General features: G+C 64.7%; 16 protein-coding genes. 9 read left to right on the top strand and 7 right to left on the bottom strand.

Annotated elements, in window-relative coordinates; genetic code table 11:
* Positions 1–5: 5 nt before the first annotated feature.
* The 4 genes from scpA to QX071_RS24490 all read left to right on the top strand — a co-directional run bounded on the left by scpA (position 6) and on the right by QX071_RS24490 (position 4,791).
* Positions 6–2,162 carry a methylmalonyl-CoA mutase gene (scpA, locus tag QX071_RS24505; RefSeq protein WP_315706144.1) on the top strand — a complete coding sequence of 719 codons (2,157 nt, stop codon included), beginning with the start codon at positions 6–8 and terminating at the stop codon, positions 2,160–2,162.
* A gap of 130 nt (positions 2,163–2,292) precedes the next feature.
* On the top strand, positions 2,293–3,069 hold the full coding sequence (locus QX071_RS24500; RefSeq protein ID WP_315706145.1) for a DUF3298 and DUF4163 domain-containing protein: 777 nt from the start codon (positions 2,293–2,295) through the stop codon (positions 3,067–3,069).
* A gap of 31 nt (positions 3,070–3,100) precedes the next feature.
* Complete coding sequence (meaB, locus tag QX071_RS24495; protein WP_315706146.1) at positions 3,101–4,096, top strand: methylmalonyl Co-A mutase-associated GTPase MeaB; 996 nt, start codon at positions 3,101–3,103, stop codon at positions 4,094–4,096.
* Positions 4,093–4,791 carry a pyroglutamyl-peptidase I gene (locus tag QX071_RS24490; protein ID WP_315706147.1) on the top strand — a complete coding sequence of 233 codons (699 nt, stop codon included), beginning with the start codon at positions 4,093–4,095 and terminating at the stop codon, positions 4,789–4,791. Before meaB ends, QX071_RS24490 begins: the two co-directional genes overlap by 4 nt.
* A gap of 18 nt (positions 4,792–4,809) precedes the next feature.
* Here QX071_RS24490 and QX071_RS24485 read toward each other — a convergent pair whose 3' ends face one another.
* Positions 4,810–5,097: a GlsB/YeaQ/YmgE family stress response membrane protein gene (locus QX071_RS24485; RefSeq protein WP_315706348.1), complete on the bottom strand. Its 288-nt coding sequence runs from the start codon at positions 5,095–5,097 to the stop codon at positions 4,810–4,812.
* 254 nt (positions 5,098–5,351) lie between these two features.
* On the opposite strand from QX071_RS24485, the gene QX071_RS24480 reads away from it, so the two are divergent.
* A complete protein-coding gene (locus QX071_RS24480) occupies positions 5,352–6,725 on the top strand; it encodes a TIGR03808 family TAT-translocated repetitive protein (RefSeq protein WP_315706148.1) in 1,374 nt (457 codons plus the stop codon).
* Positions 6,726–6,730: 5 nt separating this feature from the next.
* Here the strand turns inward: QX071_RS24480 and QX071_RS24475 are convergent, their stop codons facing one another.
* From QX071_RS24475 to QX071_RS24465, 3 genes are all read right to left on the bottom strand, one after another.
* Positions 6,731–7,258, bottom strand: a complete 528-nt coding sequence (locus QX071_RS24475; RefSeq protein WP_315706149.1) for a TIGR03809 family protein — start codon at positions 7,256–7,258, stop codon at positions 6,731–6,733.
* A 548-nt stretch (positions 7,259–7,806) separates the two neighbouring features.
* Positions 7,807–8,553 (bottom strand): hypothetical protein, encoded by a 747-nt coding sequence (locus tag QX071_RS24470; protein WP_315706150.1) that lies wholly within the window; start codon positions 8,551–8,553, stop codon positions 7,807–7,809.
* A complete protein-coding gene (locus tag QX071_RS24465) occupies positions 8,550–9,119 on the bottom strand; it encodes a sigma-70 family RNA polymerase sigma factor (RefSeq protein WP_315706151.1) in 570 nt (189 codons plus the stop codon). The genes QX071_RS24470 and QX071_RS24465 overlap by 4 nt, the downstream gene beginning before the upstream one ends.
* A gap of 485 nt (positions 9,120–9,604) precedes the next feature.
* Here QX071_RS24465 and QX071_RS24460 point away from each other — a divergent pair, with 485 nt between their 5' ends.
* Entirely contained in the window at positions 9,605–10,720 is a 1,116-nt protein-coding gene (locus QX071_RS24460; RefSeq protein WP_315706152.1) for a DUF2336 domain-containing protein, read from the top strand.
* An 8-nt stretch (positions 10,721–10,728) separates the two neighbouring features.
* On the opposite strand, the gene QX071_RS24455 is transcribed toward QX071_RS24460, so the two are convergent.
* Complete coding sequence (locus QX071_RS24455) at positions 10,729–11,367, bottom strand: DUF1109 domain-containing protein (RefSeq protein ID WP_315706153.1); 639 nt, start codon at positions 11,365–11,367, stop codon at positions 10,729–10,731.
* Between the two features lie 2 nt (positions 11,368–11,369).
* Positions 11,370–11,915 (bottom strand): sigma-70 family RNA polymerase sigma factor, encoded by a 546-nt coding sequence (locus QX071_RS24450; RefSeq protein ID WP_315706154.1) that lies wholly within the window; start codon positions 11,913–11,915, stop codon positions 11,370–11,372.
* Positions 11,916–12,198: 283 nt separating this feature from the next.
* Here QX071_RS24450 and QX071_RS24445 point away from each other — a divergent pair, with 283 nt between their 5' ends.
* From QX071_RS24445 to QX071_RS24435, 3 genes are all read left to right on the top strand, one after another.
* Positions 12,199–12,603: a hypothetical protein gene (locus QX071_RS24445; protein ID WP_315706155.1), complete on the top strand. Its 405-nt coding sequence runs from the start codon at positions 12,199–12,201 to the stop codon at positions 12,601–12,603.
* Positions 12,604–12,714: 111 nt separating this feature from the next.
* A complete protein-coding gene (locus QX071_RS24440; RefSeq protein ID WP_315706156.1) occupies positions 12,715–13,494 on the top strand; it encodes an enoyl-CoA hydratase in 780 nt (259 codons plus the stop codon).
* Between the two features lie 289 nt (positions 13,495–13,783).
* Positions 13,784–15,202, top strand: coding sequence for a TolC family outer membrane protein (locus tag QX071_RS24435; protein ID WP_315706157.1), 1,419 nt, complete (start codon positions 13,784–13,786; stop codon positions 15,200–15,202).
* Between the two features lie 52 nt (positions 15,203–15,254).
* Here QX071_RS24435 and QX071_RS24430 read toward each other — a convergent pair whose 3' ends face one another.
* Positions 15,255–15,518, bottom strand: a complete 264-nt coding sequence (locus QX071_RS24430) for a hypothetical protein (protein WP_315706158.1) — start codon at positions 15,516–15,518, stop codon at positions 15,255–15,257.
* Positions 15,519–15,574 lie beyond the last annotated feature (56 nt).

The raw sequence follows: 15,574 nt of genomic DNA, 5'->3' as shown, positions 1-15,574 counted from the left end.
CAGGAATGACCCGCATTCCGAACTTCGCCGACATCGCCTTCGAGCCGACGGCCGTGCCCGCATCCGCAGGCTCCGCCGAGCCTTGGCTGACACCGGAAGGCATCCCGGTGAAGCCGGCCTATGGCGAGACGGATCTCACCGGCATCGATTTCCTGGAGACTTGGCCGGGCATCGCGCCCTACCTGCGCGGTCCCTACCCGACAATGTATGTCAACCAGCCCTGGACTGTCAGGCAATATGCCGGCTTCTCCACGGCCGAGGATTCCAACGCCTTCTACCGGCGTAATCTCGCCGCGGGGCAGAAAGGCCTTTCCGTCGCCTTCGATCTCGCCACCCATCGCGGCTATGATTCCGATCACCCGCGCGTCGCCGGCGATGTCGGCATGGCCGGCGTTGCGATCGACTCCATCTACGACATGCGGACGCTGTTCTCCGGCATCCCGCTCGACCAGATGAGCGTGTCAATGACCATGAACGGCGCGGTGCTGCCGATCCTGGCGCTCTACGTCGTTGCCGCCGAGGAACAGGGCGTGCCGCCGGAAAAACTCGCGGGCACCATTCAGAACGACATTCTGAAAGAGTTCATGGTGCGCAACACCTACATCTATCCGCCCTCGCCTTCGATGCGGATCATCTCCGACATCTTCGCCTTCACCTCGCAGCGGATGCCGAAGTTCAACTCCATCTCGATCTCCGGCTATCACATGCAGGAGGCCGGCGCGACGCAGGATCTCGAGCTCGCCTATACGCTGGCCGACGGCGTCGAATACTTGCGCGCCGGCATCGCCGCCGGCCTCGACGTCGACCGCTTCGCACCGCGGCTGTCGTTCTTCTGGGCTATCGGCATGAACTTCTTCATGGAGGTCGCCAAGCTCCGCGCCGCCCGCCTGTTGTGGGCGAAGCTCTTGAAGCCGTTCAACCCCAGGGACCCGCGCTCGCTGTCGCTGCGCACGCACAGCCAGACCTCGGGCTGGTCGCTGACTGCGCAGGACGTCTACAACAACGTCGCACGCACCGCGATCGAGGCGATGGCGGCGACGCAAGGCCACACCCAGTCGCTGCACACCAATGCGCTGGACGAGGCGTTGGCGCTGCCGACCGACTTCTCCGCCCGCATCGCCCGCAACACGCAGCTGTTCCTGCAGCAGGAGAGCGGGACCACGCGGATCATCGATCCCTGGGGCGGCTCGTTCTATGTCGAGCGGCTGACTCATGATCTCGCCGCCAAGGCCTGGAGCCACATCCAGGAGGTCGAGGAGCTCGGCGGCATGGCCAAGGCGATCGAAGCTGGCGTTCCCAAGCTGCGCATCGAGGAAGCTTCCGCCAAGACCCAGGCGCGCATCGACACCGGGCGCCAGTCGGTGATCGGCGTCAACAAGTACAAGCCGACCGACGAGCCGCCGCTCGATGTGCTCAAGGTCGACAATTCGACCGTGCGGCGGCTGCAGATCGACAAGCTCGCGCGGCTGCGATCCGAGCGCAAGCAGGCCGAGGTCGATGCCGCCTTGGCCGCGCTGACCCGCTCGGCCGGCGAAGGCAATGGCAACCTCCTGGCGCTCGCAATCGATGCCGCACGCGCCAAGGCGACCGTCGGCGAGATCTCCGGCGCGCTGGAAAAAGTGTTCGGCCGTCACCGTGCCGAGATCAAGTCCATCACCGGCGTCTACAAGCGGGAGACTGCAGGCATGTCGAAGCAGGTCGAGAAGCTGCAGGCGCTGATCGAGGCCTTCGAAGAGGCGGAGGGGCGCCGGCCGCGCATCCTGGTCGCCAAGATCGGTCAGGATGGCCACGACCGCGGCCAGAAGGTGATCGCCTCGGCGTTCGCCGATCTCGGCTTCGACGTCGATATCGGGCCCCTGTTCGCCACCGCCGACGAAGCGGCGCGCCAGGCGGTCGAGAACGACGTGCATATTCTCGGCGTCTCCTCGCTGGCCGCCGCCCATCTCACCGCCGTGCCCGAGTTGAAGGCCGCGTTGAAGAAACAGGGACGCGAGGACATCATGATCATCGTCGGCGGCGTGGTGCCGCCGCAGGATTACGATGCGCTCTACAAGGCTGGCGCCGAGGCGATCTTCCCGCCGGGCACGGTGATCGCCGAAGCCGCGGAAGAGCTGATCCACAAGCTCAACGCCCGCCTTGGGCACAGCGAGGCGGCGGAATAGCCGCTCGGCTCAACTGCATTCCTGCGGACAAATTCACGCGGCTCCCCCTGGCCGCGCGTTCGATCTGGGCAGGGTCGAACCTTTCAGGTAACTGGGCGCACATATGTCCAGGAAACCGGATCGTATTTCCATGCATTGTTCCAGATTCTCTTTCGCCCTCCTGCTTGGGCTGCTCGCGCTCGCGCCGGGCTTTGCCGCGGAGCCCAAGCCGGACGCGTCGATCAAGACCAAGGCCGTCGAGGCCACCGTCACGCTCGACGCACAGATCAAGGCCGATCCGGCGCTTGCCGCGAACTGCCTCGCCGAGGGGCGGAAGTGGATCGACAAACAGGCTGCGGATGCCGCCAAGGAGTTCAAAGAGGACAAGGAGCTGTTCCGCGACGGCCCCTACTCCTTTGGGCGCGATTATTCGGTGCGCTCGATCGTGGCCGATCGCTATGTCAGCGTGGTCCGAAACGACTATATGGACACCCACGGGGCGCACCCCAACAGGACGGTGGACACCATCCTATGGGACAGGGCGGAGAACAAGCGCATCTCGATCCGCCCCTTCTTCACGGAGACCGCCGATAACGGCCCGACCATGAAGGCGATGCTGAAAGCGATCATCGTCTCGTTGACGGCCGAGAAGAAGAAGCGCGATGCCGCCGAGACCGCGACCGACGAATGGTTCAAGGGGCTCGAACCGAAATTGCTCAAGATCGGCGCCGTGACGCTGGCGCCGTCGACCGAAGCGGGCAAGAGTTCAGGACTCACCTTCCACTATCCGCCTTACGCGGTCGGCCCCTATGCCGAGGGGGACTATGTCGCCTTCGTTCCGTGGGAGACGTTGAAGCCTTATCTCAGTGCGGAGGGCCAGGCGATCTTCGGCGGCAGCCGGCCGAAGGGGGATGCGGAAGAGAACTAGCGGGCGAGCCTCGATCGGCTATAACGAAGGCATGTCCCCACGTTCGACTGTCCAGCCTCCCGACATTGCTGGCCTCGCCCGCGACCTTCGCGCCGGCCATCGCGCCGCGCTCGCCCGCGCCATCACCCTGGTCGAGAGCCGCCGTGCCGACCACCAGGCCGCGGCGCGCGAGCTGGTCCAGGCGGTGCTGCCGCAGACGGGGCGCGCGATCCGGGTCGGCATCACCGGCTCGCCAGGGGTCGGCAAGTCCACCACCATCGACGCGCTCGGCATGTATCTGATCGAACAGGGCCACAAGGTTGCGGTGCTCGCGGTCGATCCGTCTTCAGCGCGCACCGGCGGCTCCATCCTCGGCGACAAGACGCGGATGGCACGGCTGTCGCACGCCGAGCACGCCTTCATCCGCCCTTCGCCCTCCTCCGGCACGCTCGGGGGCGTCGCCGCCAAAACGCGCGAGGCCATGCTGCTCTGCGAGGCCGCCGGTTTCGACGTGATCCTGGTCGAGACCGTCGGCATCGGGCAATCCGAAACCGCGGTCTGCGACATGACCGATTTTTTCCTGGCCCTGATGCTGCCGGGGGGCGGCGACGAACTGCAGGGCATCAAAAAGGGCCTGGTGGAACTCGCCGACATGATCGCGATCAACAAGGCCGACGGCGACAATCTCAAGCGCGCCAATATCACCGCAGCCGATTATCGCGGCGCGCTGCATCTGCTCAGCCCGCGCTCCGAACACTGGCACCCGCCGGTGACGACCTATTCGGCGCTGACCGGCGCTGGGATCGCCGAGCTCTGGCAAAAGGTCTTGGATCACCGCAAGGCGATGACCGCGTCAGGCGAATTCGCGCAACGCCGCCGCGAGCAGCAGGTGAAGTGGATGTGGTCGATGCTGGAAAGCCGCATCATGGCGCGGCTGCGCAGCGATGCCGCTGTTCGCGCCAAGGTGAGGAAGCTGGAGACCGAGGTGGCGGAAGGCCACATTGCACCCGCGGTCGCAGCCGAAAAGCTCGCGGAGATGCTCCAATGAGCAAGCCCCTTCGCATCCTCATCACCGGCTTCGGCCCGTTCCCGGGCGCGCCGTTTAATCCGACCATGCCGCTGGTCAAGCGGCTCGCGGCCCTGCGCCGCCCCGCGTTGGACGATGTCGAGCTGACCAGCCACATCTTCCATGTGACCTACCGCACCGTCGATCGCAAGCTGCCCGAGCTAATCGCGCAGCGGCGCCCCGACGCGATGCTGATGTTCGGGCTTGCCAGCCGCACGGCGCACGTCCGGATCGAGACCCGCGCCCGCAACGCAATCACGACGACCTTTCCCGACGCCGACCGCGACGTCGCGCGCCAAGGCTCGATCGTGCCTGGCGCAGCGCCCATGCTGTTCGGCCCGCATACGGCCAAACTGCTGCGCGCCGCGCGCATGGCCGGCATCGATGCAAGGCCATCGCGCGACGCCGGCAGCTATCTCTGCAACTACTTGAGCTGGCGGGCGATCGAGGCGACGAGGACCGCGGATGGGCCGGCGCTTGCCGCCTTCGTCCATATCCCGCTGCCACCCCGTGACGGCGCCATGCTGCGCAAAGGCTATCGCGCCATCAGCGTGGAACACCTGGTCGACGCCGGCGAAGCCATGCTGATGGAGCTGGTGAAGCTGACGAGGCAGGACGCCAGCACGCGCATTCGCGGGCTGGCTTCTTTTGCAATCGATGGCCGTGGTTCAAGCTGAGACGATGGCCGTAACCGGTTACCACGCGCCGCGGCGGCGATAACCAAATCCACCATTGATCAAACGGAGGATCAGCAGCAGCACCACCGCGCCGATGAAGGCGTTGAGGATCGCGGCGACAAGGCCGACACCGAGATGAATTCCGAGTTTCGGCAGCAGCCAGTCGCCGATGAATGCGCCGACGAGTCCAACGAGCAAGTCGCCGATCAGGCCGAAACCGCCGCCTTCCATGACACGCCCCGCGAGCCACCCCGCGATGATGCCGACAAAAAGAATAACCAGCAGACTTTGACTGGACAGATGCATAACCCTTCTCCTCGCCGAGCGATTCTTCTGGACCAAGTTCGGCGCCTGTTATTGGTTCCCGCACGATGGCGGCATATCGGCAAATTGTCGCCCGCCTGTTGCTTGTCGAGGTGACGGCCTTGCAGCTGTGGCCTCCAGTAAAGATTTAACCCTACGGGCAACAAACACCTCCACCTTCCTCAGCCATTACCGTCCAGGTTCAGCGTTTCGGCTTAAGTGGTGGCAGCACGCCACTTTCGCGCGAGATGCTGGTCATGGACGTCAATCGCCGTGCTATTCTGGGCGCCTCCGTTGCCGGTACCGCCGGTGCTCTAACCCTGCCGGCCGATTCCGCACGTTCCGCCCCGCTGACGTCGACGCTCGGCCGCGATGCCACGCAATTTGGCGTGCGGCCCAATAGTCCTGACGACCAGACCCGTGTGCTGCAGCGCGCGATCGACGAGGCTGCGCGTGCGCAAGTGCCGCTGGCGCTGCCGCCGGGCAACTACCGCACCTCCCTGTTGCACCTTCCGAGCGGCAGCCAGCTCATCGGCGTCAGGGGCGCGACGAAACTGCTCTTCGCCGGCGGCGGCCCCTCCCTGCTATCGGGCGAAGGCGCCGACGGCATCGGCCTGACCGGACTCACGCTCGATGGCGGCAACATCCCGCTCCCCGCGCGGCGCGGCCTGGTGCATGGCCTCGGTGGACGCGATGTCCGCATCATCGATTGCGAGATCACCAACGCAGGCGGCAGCGGCATCTGGTTCGAGCAGGTTTCCGGCGACGTCATCGGCAACATCATCACCCATATCGCGGCTACGGCGATCGTCTCCTTCGATGCGAAGGGACTGATCGTCTCGCGCAACACGATTACAGATACGAGCGACAACGGCATCGAAATCCTGCGGACCGCCATTGGCGACGACGGCTCGCTGGTGCTCGACAACCGCATCGAGAACATCAAGGCTGGCCCCGGCGGCTCCGGCCAATACGGCAATGCCATCAACGCGTTCCGCGCCGGCAATGTGATCGTGCGCGGCAACCGCATCAGGAACTGCGATTACTCCGCCGTGCGCGGCAATTCGGCGTCGAACATTCAGATCACAGGCAACAGTGTCTCCGACGTGCGCGAAGTCGCGCTCTATTCCGAATTCGCGTTCGAGGGCGCCGTCATCAGCGGCAATACGGTGGACGGCGCCGCGTTCGGCGTCTCCGTCTGCAATTTCAACGAAGGCGGCCGCCTCGCGGTGGTCCAGGGCAACATCATCCGCAACCTGCTTCCGAAGCGGCCGATCGGGACCGCCCCCGATGACGATGCGGGCATCGGCATCTATGTCGAGGCTGATACGTCCGTCACCGGCAATGTGATCGAGAACGCGCCGTCGTTCGGCATCGTCGCCGGCTGGGGCCAATATCTGCGCGACGTCGTGATCTCCGGCAACGTCATCCGCAATGCGCTGGCTGGCGTCGGTGTGTCGGTGGTTTCCGGCGCCGGCAGTGCTCTCATCAGCAACAACATGATCTCAGGTGCGCCGCGCGGCGCGGTGCTCGGGCTCGATCACCTCAAGCCGGTCACGGACGACCTCTGTCAGGATGGCACAAAGGCCCATGCACAGCTTGTCGTCACCGGCAACGCCGTCGTGCGATAGTCGTCTCAGAGCGCGTGGCGCAGCGCCGGATAGCGGCGCTCGATCTCGTCGAGATCGAGCAGCGGCGGCCCGACATCGGCCTTCATCCCAACGCTCAAAGCTTCCTCAAGCGCGGCCATATCGATCCGCGGCGTGCTCGGCACCGGCTCAGGCGCGACCATCTTCTCCGGGACCACGATATCGGATTCCGCCAAAACGGTCTCGATCGTCGGCGGGACTTCGATGGGCTGGAGAACCGGCTTGTGGCGATCGACAGGAGGCCGAAAGCGCGGCCGTGGCGCCGGTACGGCCTCGACATCCATTTGGGCAGAGCCGGTCTCCCGGCCGACGCTCTCGCCCAGCGCCAGCGCCCGCCACGTCTTCACCGCCGCTTTCGCTTCCCGGATGTTTTCGAGAAGGGATCGCTCGGTGTGATAGCGGCGCCAGCGGCCGCTCTCGAATAGCTCGGTGAGATGATCCAGACGCCGCTGGGCGAGCGCACACCAGCGCTCAGACAGCTCGCGGCTGCACGCCACGTTCAGTCGATGTGTCATAAGGAGCCCGCAAGGAGAGAGGACGGACGCAACTTACTCGGCACGAATCAACACGACGTGACGGCAATATTTTGTGGAGAAGGTTAATAAAGTCTAGCTAACGCCCAAATTTATGTCGGCCGGACCGTAGCTGCGCCGGCTCCCTGGCCGATGCGACGGCGAGAATGCCGTCAGAACTACAATCTTTGCGCACGTTCACGCGCAGCAAACCAACTATAAATTGCATATTACTGACTGACCGGCTTTCTGAAGCCGATACGAAAGACCCGTCCGGGGGGACAACCGGACGGGTCTAGCTATATGGGCGCTTGGGGTGGATGGGCGCTCGCGCCCAGATACAGCTATGGGGAGGGTTAACCGCTCCCACATTCTTTTGTCGCGACCGGTCCGGCCCACGTTCAAGCGACCCGGCGAATTATTCGAGCATTCGCGAAAAATCTGGCTGCTGCGCCAAAAGCATGATCCGAAGAGTGCGAAGCGGCTTTCCCCGCCGCGCGGTCGGTTCGGCACCGACCACGGGCGCTCGAACCTCGCCTTATTCCAGACGGTTACGGCACGGCCGTCGCGAGGCCGACGATCTTCTCTCGCCGCAGGCGACCGATCAGATTGTCAGCGTCGGCCTTCGACATCGGGCCATCACCGAATTGCAGCTGGAACATGCCACCCTTGGCGCCACCGATGATCGATGCCTGGTAGCGGTCGAGCAACGCCGTGATGTCGGAGATGCGCGCATCCGGCGCAAAGCGCACCAATACATGCACGGGAGCCGCCGGCTGCGTCCCAAGGGAACGCGTCAAGGGCTGGCTCGCGCTGGGCGCTACGGCGCGGTTGTCCGCCGCCCTCTCGTTCGTGCTCAGAGAGGCCGTCTGGTAGGTCGCGGTCTGACCACTCACCAGAAGCGCGCCGATCAGGCCGGCCTGCAACAGCACAAGCAACGCGCCGAGACTCGCCGACCAGGCCAGCGTCCGCGACGACAGGCCGTCGAAAAAGCCAAGCACGCGCGCGAACATGCCGCGCGATACCACGGCACTTTGCGTGGGGTCGGCATCGATCGCAGCGAACAATTTCTGCATGGCCCGCACCGAAGGCGCGCCGAGGCTTTCGTTGAGGCCGATGGTCTCGGCATATTCCTGCTGGATGACGGCATATTGCCCGGCGAGTTCGGGATCGCGGGCCAGCGCCTCCTCCACCCGCTGCTTGTCGCGCAGATTCAGGGTGCCTGCTGCATACCAGGGCAACAGGAGTTCGATCTCACTGGGCTCATGGTCCAGCATCTTCTTGCTCAAAGCGATCATGGCCAGCCTCGCTCAACGCCGGCCGCCTTCAAGAGTTCGGCCAATTTCTTGCGCGCATAGAACAGGCGCGTCTTGACGGTGTTTTCCGGGATTCCGACGATCTCAGCCACCTCTTCCACGGATTTCTCGTGGTAGTAGACGAGATCGATGATGTCCCGGTGGTCGGGCGAAAGTGCCGTCAGGCACTTCCGCAAGGCTTCCCCGGTATTCTTCTTCTGCGCCGCCACTTCCGGATCATCGGAGGTATCCTCGATCGCATTGGCAGCCTCGTCTTCCAATTCGACGTCCTTGCGGCGCCGCAGTGCCGAGAGGGCCTTGAATCTCGTAATCGCCAGGAGCCAAGTCGAGACGGCGGATCGGCCTTCGAACTTGCCAGCCTGACGCCACACGTCGAGGAACACCTCGCTGATCAGGTCCTCAGCGATCTGTTCGTGCCGCACGAGTCGCAACCCGAAACGGTACACCCTGACGTGGTGCCGCCCATACAGCACCTGCATGGCGAGCCGGTCGCCTCGAGCGATCCGGGCGATCAGGGTTTCGTCCGATTCCGCCTGGGTCACGCTCAATGGCCGTCTCGCATGTTTGGTCGGGGGTAAGCCGTACGCGGTTCGATGGGCCGTGCAAAAATCTTCAAGGTATTGGAAAGCGCCGATCCGCTCTGTGAATTAGCGCACATTACAGCATTTTCCGCAGCCCTCGTCCGCAGGATGGCATCGGGCCGCTGGCCATACCGCACTCGGGTGAAATCTCCCCAAAACTCAGCCCAAACGACGGCGCCTGACGGCGCATCCTATCGGTGGGCGCCTTGCGGTATCGGGTATGGACCCATGTCGGGCACGAATACCCGGCGGTTTCCTTGGATACTAAAACGAAAGGCTTACGACCTAGCTTTTCGGCCCGAGTTCCACGATTGACAAGAACATGGGCTCGCCAGCGCAAGGGCACTCGCTCCCGGAGGCGGCATGGCGCCGCCGGCCGCTGAAAGGCGACTTTGTATTTCGATTTCAGTTCGAGCCTCTGAGGCTCGTAGAATGCGTCAGGTCTCTTAGTAATGAATTTGAAGCCCGTCCACCGCACCCGGAGCCTGCTCGACGAACTCGAGAGCACGCTCACCCATGGGACGGTCGCACGGCGGGTCGAAACGTTGCAGCGCGTGACGGACCTCTTCGTCCGCAATGCGCTGGATTTCTCCGCCGAACAGATCGTGCTGTTCGACGACGTCTTCCAATGCCTGATCGAACATATCGAGGTCTCGGCCAAGGCTCTCCTCGCGCGACGTCTGGCGGCGGTCGACACCGCCCCATTCCAGACCATGCACAGGCTGGCGAAAGACGACGCCATTGAAGTCGCAGGACCCGTGCTGTCCAAATCCGAACGGCTCGACGACGACGTGCTGATCGAGACCGCCCGAACCAAGAGCCAAGCGCATCTGTTGGCGATCTCGATCCGCCGCGTATTGAGCCGGGCCGTGACCGACGTGCTGCTCCTGCGCGGCAATGATGAGGTCGTCCGAAGCACCGCAGCCAATCCAGGCGCAGAGTTCTCCGAGGGTGGCTTCGAACAACTTGTCGACCGGGCCGAGCAGGACGAGGAGCTTGCGGACTGCCTTGCGCTCCGGCCGAACCTGCCGCGGCACGTCTATCTCAAGCTGGTGACCAAGGCCTCCGAGACGGTACGACAGCGGCTCGAGGCGGCGCAGCCCGATCAGGTCAGCCAGATTTGCGTTGCGGTGCGCGCGGGCGCAAGGCGGGCCCGCTCAGCATCCGTCGCCCAGACGAAACAGACCGAAATCGCCCATGCCCTGGTCCGTTCGCTCCATGCGGACGGCCGGCTGGATGGTCCGCTCATCGAGCAGTTTGCCGAGGAGAAGAAATTCGACGAGGCCAATGCAGCGATTGCGGCGCTGGCCCATGTGTCGGTGGATGTGGCCGAAACGATTATGGTCGAGGGTCGTGCCGAAGGGGTGATGATCCTGGGCAAGGTCGCGGGACTGCCATGGTCAACGGTCGCGCTGCTCATCGACATGCGCGACGCGCTGAACGGCAGCAACCCCGTCGATCTGTCGGTCTCCAAGGCCGCCTATGAGAGGCTGCGCCCCTCGACCGCGCAGCAGGTGCTGCGCTTTCATCGCATGCAGGAGTTCTCCGCCTCGGCCCCGACGGCCTGAGGCTCTCCTCAATAGCGCAAGACTTTCCTGCCGATCAGCGCCCCGAGGCCGGCCACGAAGGCGACCGCGATCGTATACCAGGTGGCCACGAACAGCGGGGAATCGTCGGTGCAGTGAGCGGCGTAGAGCGTGGCCGCGAATCCCGACGACAAAAGGCCAGCAATTGCCCCTGCCACTGCGGGGCGGCGGGGGGCACCGTGACGCAAACCGAACATGGCGGCGGCCAACAGCGGCAGCGACAACACGGGGACCGCGCTCATGCAGAGCAGCCAGTTATGCCCGACGAGACGCGTCAGCATCGGCAGCCGCTGCGGCAGCATCATCTCGCTCACGATGGCGCCGGCAAGCACGAGAACCGGCGCCAGCAACAGCCAGCCCCAGCCGTGCAGCGAGGCCTCTGGTCGGGACAGATGCAGGCTGATGATCGTTGCGGGAATCGCAAGCGCCAAGGTCACGGCGAATTTCAGGTCGAAAAACGGGTTGCGCACCGCAACCATGATGTCGGGCCGGATTCCGAGCCCAAGCAGGAACATCGCGGTGGAGAGCGGCGTCGCGGCAAGCAAGGCCAGCGCAAGCACGATGCCGACCGGCAGCGCGCGTTGCGCATTGTCGGCGGCCAAGGTCCGGATCAGTTGATCGGTCTCCATGGTCACTGTTCCCGTAGCTTGGCACTGAGGCCCGTCAGGGCGCGATGCAGCGCCACCCGGACGGCGCCCTCGCTCATCGAAAACTTCGCAGCTGTCTGCCTGATCGAGCTGGCCTCGACCGCGATCGACTGCAGCACCTCGCGCTGACGCTGCGGCAGGGTCTTCAGCTGCGCCTCGAGCTCGGCGGCCGAAACGGTGGGCGCCGGCGGCTCCTCCGCCAGGATCTCGGCGAAATCATCGACATTGACGAAGATGCGCCGCCCGCGACGACGCAGCGTGTCGATCAGCTTGTTGCGGGCGATGGCAAACAGCCAAGGCGCGAACGGGGCGCTGGCGTCCCAGGTATGTCGCTTCAAATGCACTGCCAGCAAAATCTCTTGCACGATGTCCTCGGACTGGTCGGCCGGCTGGCCGGCACGCGCCAAGCCACGGCGCGCCGCGGCCCGCAACACCGGTGTGACCGCTTTCAGCAGACGATGGTAGGCCTCGTCGTTGCCGGCGATCGCCTGCCGCATCAAGCCGGTCCATTCGTCGTCACGTTCGCGCACACGCGCACCTACAAGAGCTATTCGCCCCAAGTTTCAGGTTGTTACGCCGGTTGCCGGAAAAATCACGAAGCCGTGACGGCAATATCTTCATGGCAAATCCCGGCAAGAGTCCTGTCAGCATGGCCCTGTCGGGTCTTAGCATCGAATTGGCGCGCGGGCAGCCTCGCTGTGCGGTGCCCCGTTTTGGCCTTCGCGGACGGAAAAATTCCCTTTTTCCGCCCCGTTCCCGACACGCGTCGGGGTCTCACTTCCGGCGGGACTGGCGGGATGGGGAGATGACCAAATGACAATCCAAGCCAGTAGTGCACGTTCGGCATTGATTCTTACAGCCGCGCTCGTCCTGGGCGTCATCGGCTCTGCCCCTGCATTTGCCACCGACTGGGGCACAATTCCCGCCCCGGCCATGACATCGGACAACGCTGCGGCAAGCTCCGACGGCAGCGCGCCTGCCACCCCCGCGACCGAGATGCAGGCCGCTCCCATGGCTCAGCCCGCCGACGCCAGCGGAGCGACTGACAACGCCGCCGTGGCAGCGTCCACCCCGGCCGAGGATGCACCGGCCAGCGTTGCGACGGTCAGTAGCGACGACAGCTCCGGCTGGGACAAGGCGTCCATTGTCGGCAAGATCTTCATCGCCTGCGGCACCCTGCTCACCTTGGGCTCCGCCGCTCGCATGTTCATGCTCTGAGACCCTGCGCCCGCCTGTCTGGCGGACGCGCAGCTCTTTCAGCGACCTTCCACTTGATGCGCATGCCGGCAGCGGGCAAATTGTCCGCTGAACGATTTGCGGGGTGGGAGCATGAGCGTGTTCGAGCACATCATCGTCGAGAGCAAGGGGGCGGTCGGGATCATCACCCTCAACCGTCCGAAAATGCTCAATGCGCTGTCGTTCGGCGTGTTTCGGGAAATTGCCGCGGCCGTCGACGACCTCGAGGCCGACGACGCGATCGGATGCATCGTCATCACCGGCAGCGACAAGGCGTTCGCGGCCGGCGCCGACATCAAGGAGATGCAGCCGAAAAGCTTCATTGACATGTTCTCCAGCGACTTCACCGCGATCGGCGGCGATCGGGTCGCGAAGTGCCGCAAGCCGACGATCGCGGCCGTGGCGGGCTACGCGCTGGGCGGCGGCTGCGAACTCGCGATGATGTGCGACATCATCATCGCCGCCGACACGGCCAAGTTCGGCCAGCCGGAAATCACCTTGGGCACGATCCCGGGCATTGGCGGCACCCAGCGCCTGACCCGCGCGATCGGCAAAGCCAAGGCCATGGATCTGTGCCTGACCGGGCGCATGATGGATGCCCAGGAGGCGGAACGCAGCGGCCTGGTGAGTCGCGTGGTCCCGGCCGACAAGCTCATGGATGAGGTCATGTCGGCGGCGGAAAAGATCGCGTCGATGTCGCGCCCGACCGCCGCAATGGCCAAGGAAGCCGTCAACCGCGCGCTCGAGACCACGCTGGCGGAAGGATTGAGCGTGGAGCGCAACCTCTTCCACGCGACCTTTGCCCTGGAAGACCGCGCCGAGGGCATGGCCGCCTTCATCGAGAAGCGCAAGCCGGTGAACAAGAACAAATAGCCCTGCCCGCCGCGAATCCGCGATCTGTGTCGCAATCGGTTTTCTTGGCGAGCTTCTTTGCGAGCTTGCTGGCGAGGCTGTCGCCCCCAGGTTGATCGCACCCTACTCGCACACCTCGTAAATCGCGCCGCTATGCCGCAGCGCTGCGACAATGAGTCTGTGGCGTCGCAGCAACAACAAATCCCGGAAATATCTGGGGTTTTTCACAGCGACGCTTTGCCTGTGGCGATGCTGCGGCATAAACATGTAAACAGGATTGGAACAATAAACGGGATGCGGCGGAGTCGGGATGGTGAGGCGAGCCAAAGAACTTGGCGGCGGCCGGAGACATGTACCTTGCACAGGCTTGTCTCTCGCGCTGATCGTGTGCCTTGCCGGTCTGACCGTGCCGGCGCGCGCGGAAGATCTCGCCACGGCGCTGACCAAGGCCTATCAGACCAGTCCGCAGCTCAATGCTGAGCGGGCGCGTCAGCGCGCCACCGACGAGAATGTACCGCAAGCGCTGTCCGGCTATCGACCCCAGATCGTCGGGACGCTGAGCGCCGGCCTTCAGGCCGTGCGCGACCTTCTGCCGACCAACACCATCCAATCCGAGAACTTGAAGCCGTGGGTGATCGGCGTCACCGTGACGCAGACACTCTTCAACGGCTTCAAGACGGCCAACAGCGTCCGCGTCGCAGAGCTGCAGGTGCAATCCGGGCGGGAGTCGCTGCGCAATGCCGGCCAGGGCGTGCTGCTCGATGCCGTGACCGCCTACACCAACGTGCTCGCGAATCAGTCGCTGGTCGAAGCGCAGCGCTCCAACGTCGCCTTCCTGCGCGAGACGCTGGCGGTCACGCAGCGGCGACTCAATGCCGGCGATGTCACGCCGACCGACGCCTCGCAGGCTGAAGCGCGGCTGCAGCGTGGGCTGGCCGATCTCAACAGCGCCGAGGTCAATCTTGCGGTCAGCCAAGCCACCTATGCGCAGGTGATCGGCATGCCGCCCGGGGCATTGAAGACCGCCGATCCGATCGACCGCTTGCTGCCGCGCAGCCGCGAAGATTCGATCGCACTCGCGATCAAGGAAAACCCGGCCGTCACCGCGGCGGGATTCGATGTCGATGTGGCCTCCACCTCGATCCGGGTCGCCGAGAGCAGCCTGCTGCCGACCGTCACCTTGCAGGGCAGCGCGAGCAAGAGCCGCGATAACGATCCGACGCTCGGCACCCGCGGCACCGACCAGGCCTCGATCGTCGCCAACATCAACGCGCCGATCTATGACGGCGGCATGGCCGCATCGCAGACCCGGCAGGCCAAGGAGGTCGCGGCGCAAAGCCGGCTCGTGCTGGATCAGGTCCGCAACCAGGCGCGCACCGCCGCGGTCAGCGCCTGGGTTGCCAATGAGGGCGCCAAGATCGCGGTCAGTGCCTCGGAAGCCGAGGTACGCGCCGCCACCGTGGCGCTGCAGGGCGTCTCCCGCGAGGCACAGGGCGGGCAACGGACCACGGTCGATGTGCTGAACTCGCAGGCCGACCTGATCCAGGCCAAGGCGCGGCTGATCGGCGCCCAGCGCGATCGCGTGATCGCCTCCTACACGCTGCTCAGCGCGGTCGGCCGGCTCGACGTCAAGAACCTCAACCTCAATACGCCGGACTATCTGCCCGAGGTGCACTACCACCAGGTGCGCGACGCCTGGCACGGCTTGCGCACGCCGTCGGGGCAGTGACGAGGGCGCGTCGAGCGCCGTCCCGTCATTGGCGCTTCACTTGATTGGCGCTTCACTTGCCCTCGCGCTCGACCTTGCTGCGCTCGCGCTCGTTCATCTCCTTGACCGTCTGATCCTGACCGGACTGCCCGGTGGTCTGGGTGCGCGAGGCCGGCGGCGCCGCGTTCGGCACGGAGCTTTGATCCGGGCCGCTGGCCGAAGGCCGGCTGGCCGTCGCGGGCGGCGTCTTGTCCTCTGCCGCGGCCGGCTGCGTGACGAAACAAACGGCGCCCGCGAGGATGAATATCGCCGCGAGCGCCTTGAAGGCGCTGCTCATCGTCTGTCCCTCCAAGTGCACTGAGTGCAGTGGTCAGATCAATGAACAGGGATTGC

The sequence above is a fragment of the Bradyrhizobium sp. SZCCHNS1022 genome, from assembly GCF_032484835.1.
Lineage (GTDB): Bacteria > Pseudomonadota > Alphaproteobacteria > Rhizobiales > Xanthobacteraceae > Bradyrhizobium.
Note: the sequence above shows the minus strand (reverse complement) of the source record. Positions and strands in the feature narration are given on the sequence as shown.

Excerpts from the sequence above, each read along its gene's own strand:
- scpA (WP_315706144.1), top strand. The coding sequence starts at position 6 with ATGACCCGCATTCCGAACTTCGCCGACATCGCCTTCGAGCCGACGGCC.
- meaB (WP_315706146.1), top strand. The coding sequence starts at position 3,101 with ATGTCCCCACGTTCGACTGTCCAGCCTCCCGACATTGCTGGCCTCGCC.
- QX071_RS24430 (WP_315706158.1), bottom strand. The coding sequence starts at position 15,518 with ATGAGCAGCGCCTTCAAGGCGCTCGCGGCGATATTCATCCTCGCGGGC.
- QX071_RS24440 (WP_315706156.1), top strand. The coding sequence starts at position 12,715 with ATGAGCGTGTTCGAGCACATCATCGTCGAGAGCAAGGGGGCGGTCGGG.
- QX071_RS24475 (WP_315706149.1), bottom strand. The coding sequence starts at position 7,258 with ATGACACATCGACTGAACGTGGCGTGCAGCCGCGAGCTGTCTGAGCGC.
- QX071_RS24490 (WP_315706147.1), top strand. The coding sequence starts at position 4,093 with ATGAGCAAGCCCCTTCGCATCCTCATCACCGGCTTCGGCCCGTTCCCG.
- QX071_RS24460 (WP_315706152.1), top strand. The coding sequence starts at position 9,605 with ATGAATTTGAAGCCCGTCCACCGCACCCGGAGCCTGCTCGACGAACTC.
- QX071_RS24485 (WP_315706348.1), bottom strand. The coding sequence starts at position 5,097 with ATGCATCTGTCCAGTCAAAGTCTGCTGGTTATTCTTTTTGTCGGCATC.
- QX071_RS24455 (WP_315706153.1), bottom strand. The coding sequence starts at position 11,367 with ATGGAGACCGATCAACTGATCCGGACCTTGGCCGCCGACAATGCGCAA.
- QX071_RS24470 (WP_315706150.1), bottom strand. The coding sequence starts at position 8,553 with ATGATCGCTTTGAGCAAGAAGATGCTGGACCATGAGCCCAGTGAGATC.
- QX071_RS24435 (WP_315706157.1), top strand. The coding sequence starts at position 13,784 with ATGGTGAGGCGAGCCAAAGAACTTGGCGGCGGCCGGAGACATGTACCT.
- QX071_RS24445 (WP_315706155.1), top strand. The coding sequence starts at position 12,199 with ATGACAATCCAAGCCAGTAGTGCACGTTCGGCATTGATTCTTACAGCC.
- QX071_RS24500 (WP_315706145.1), top strand. The coding sequence starts at position 2,293 with ATGCATTGTTCCAGATTCTCTTTCGCCCTCCTGCTTGGGCTGCTCGCG.
- QX071_RS24480 (WP_315706148.1), top strand. The coding sequence starts at position 5,352 with ATGGACGTCAATCGCCGTGCTATTCTGGGCGCCTCCGTTGCCGGTACC.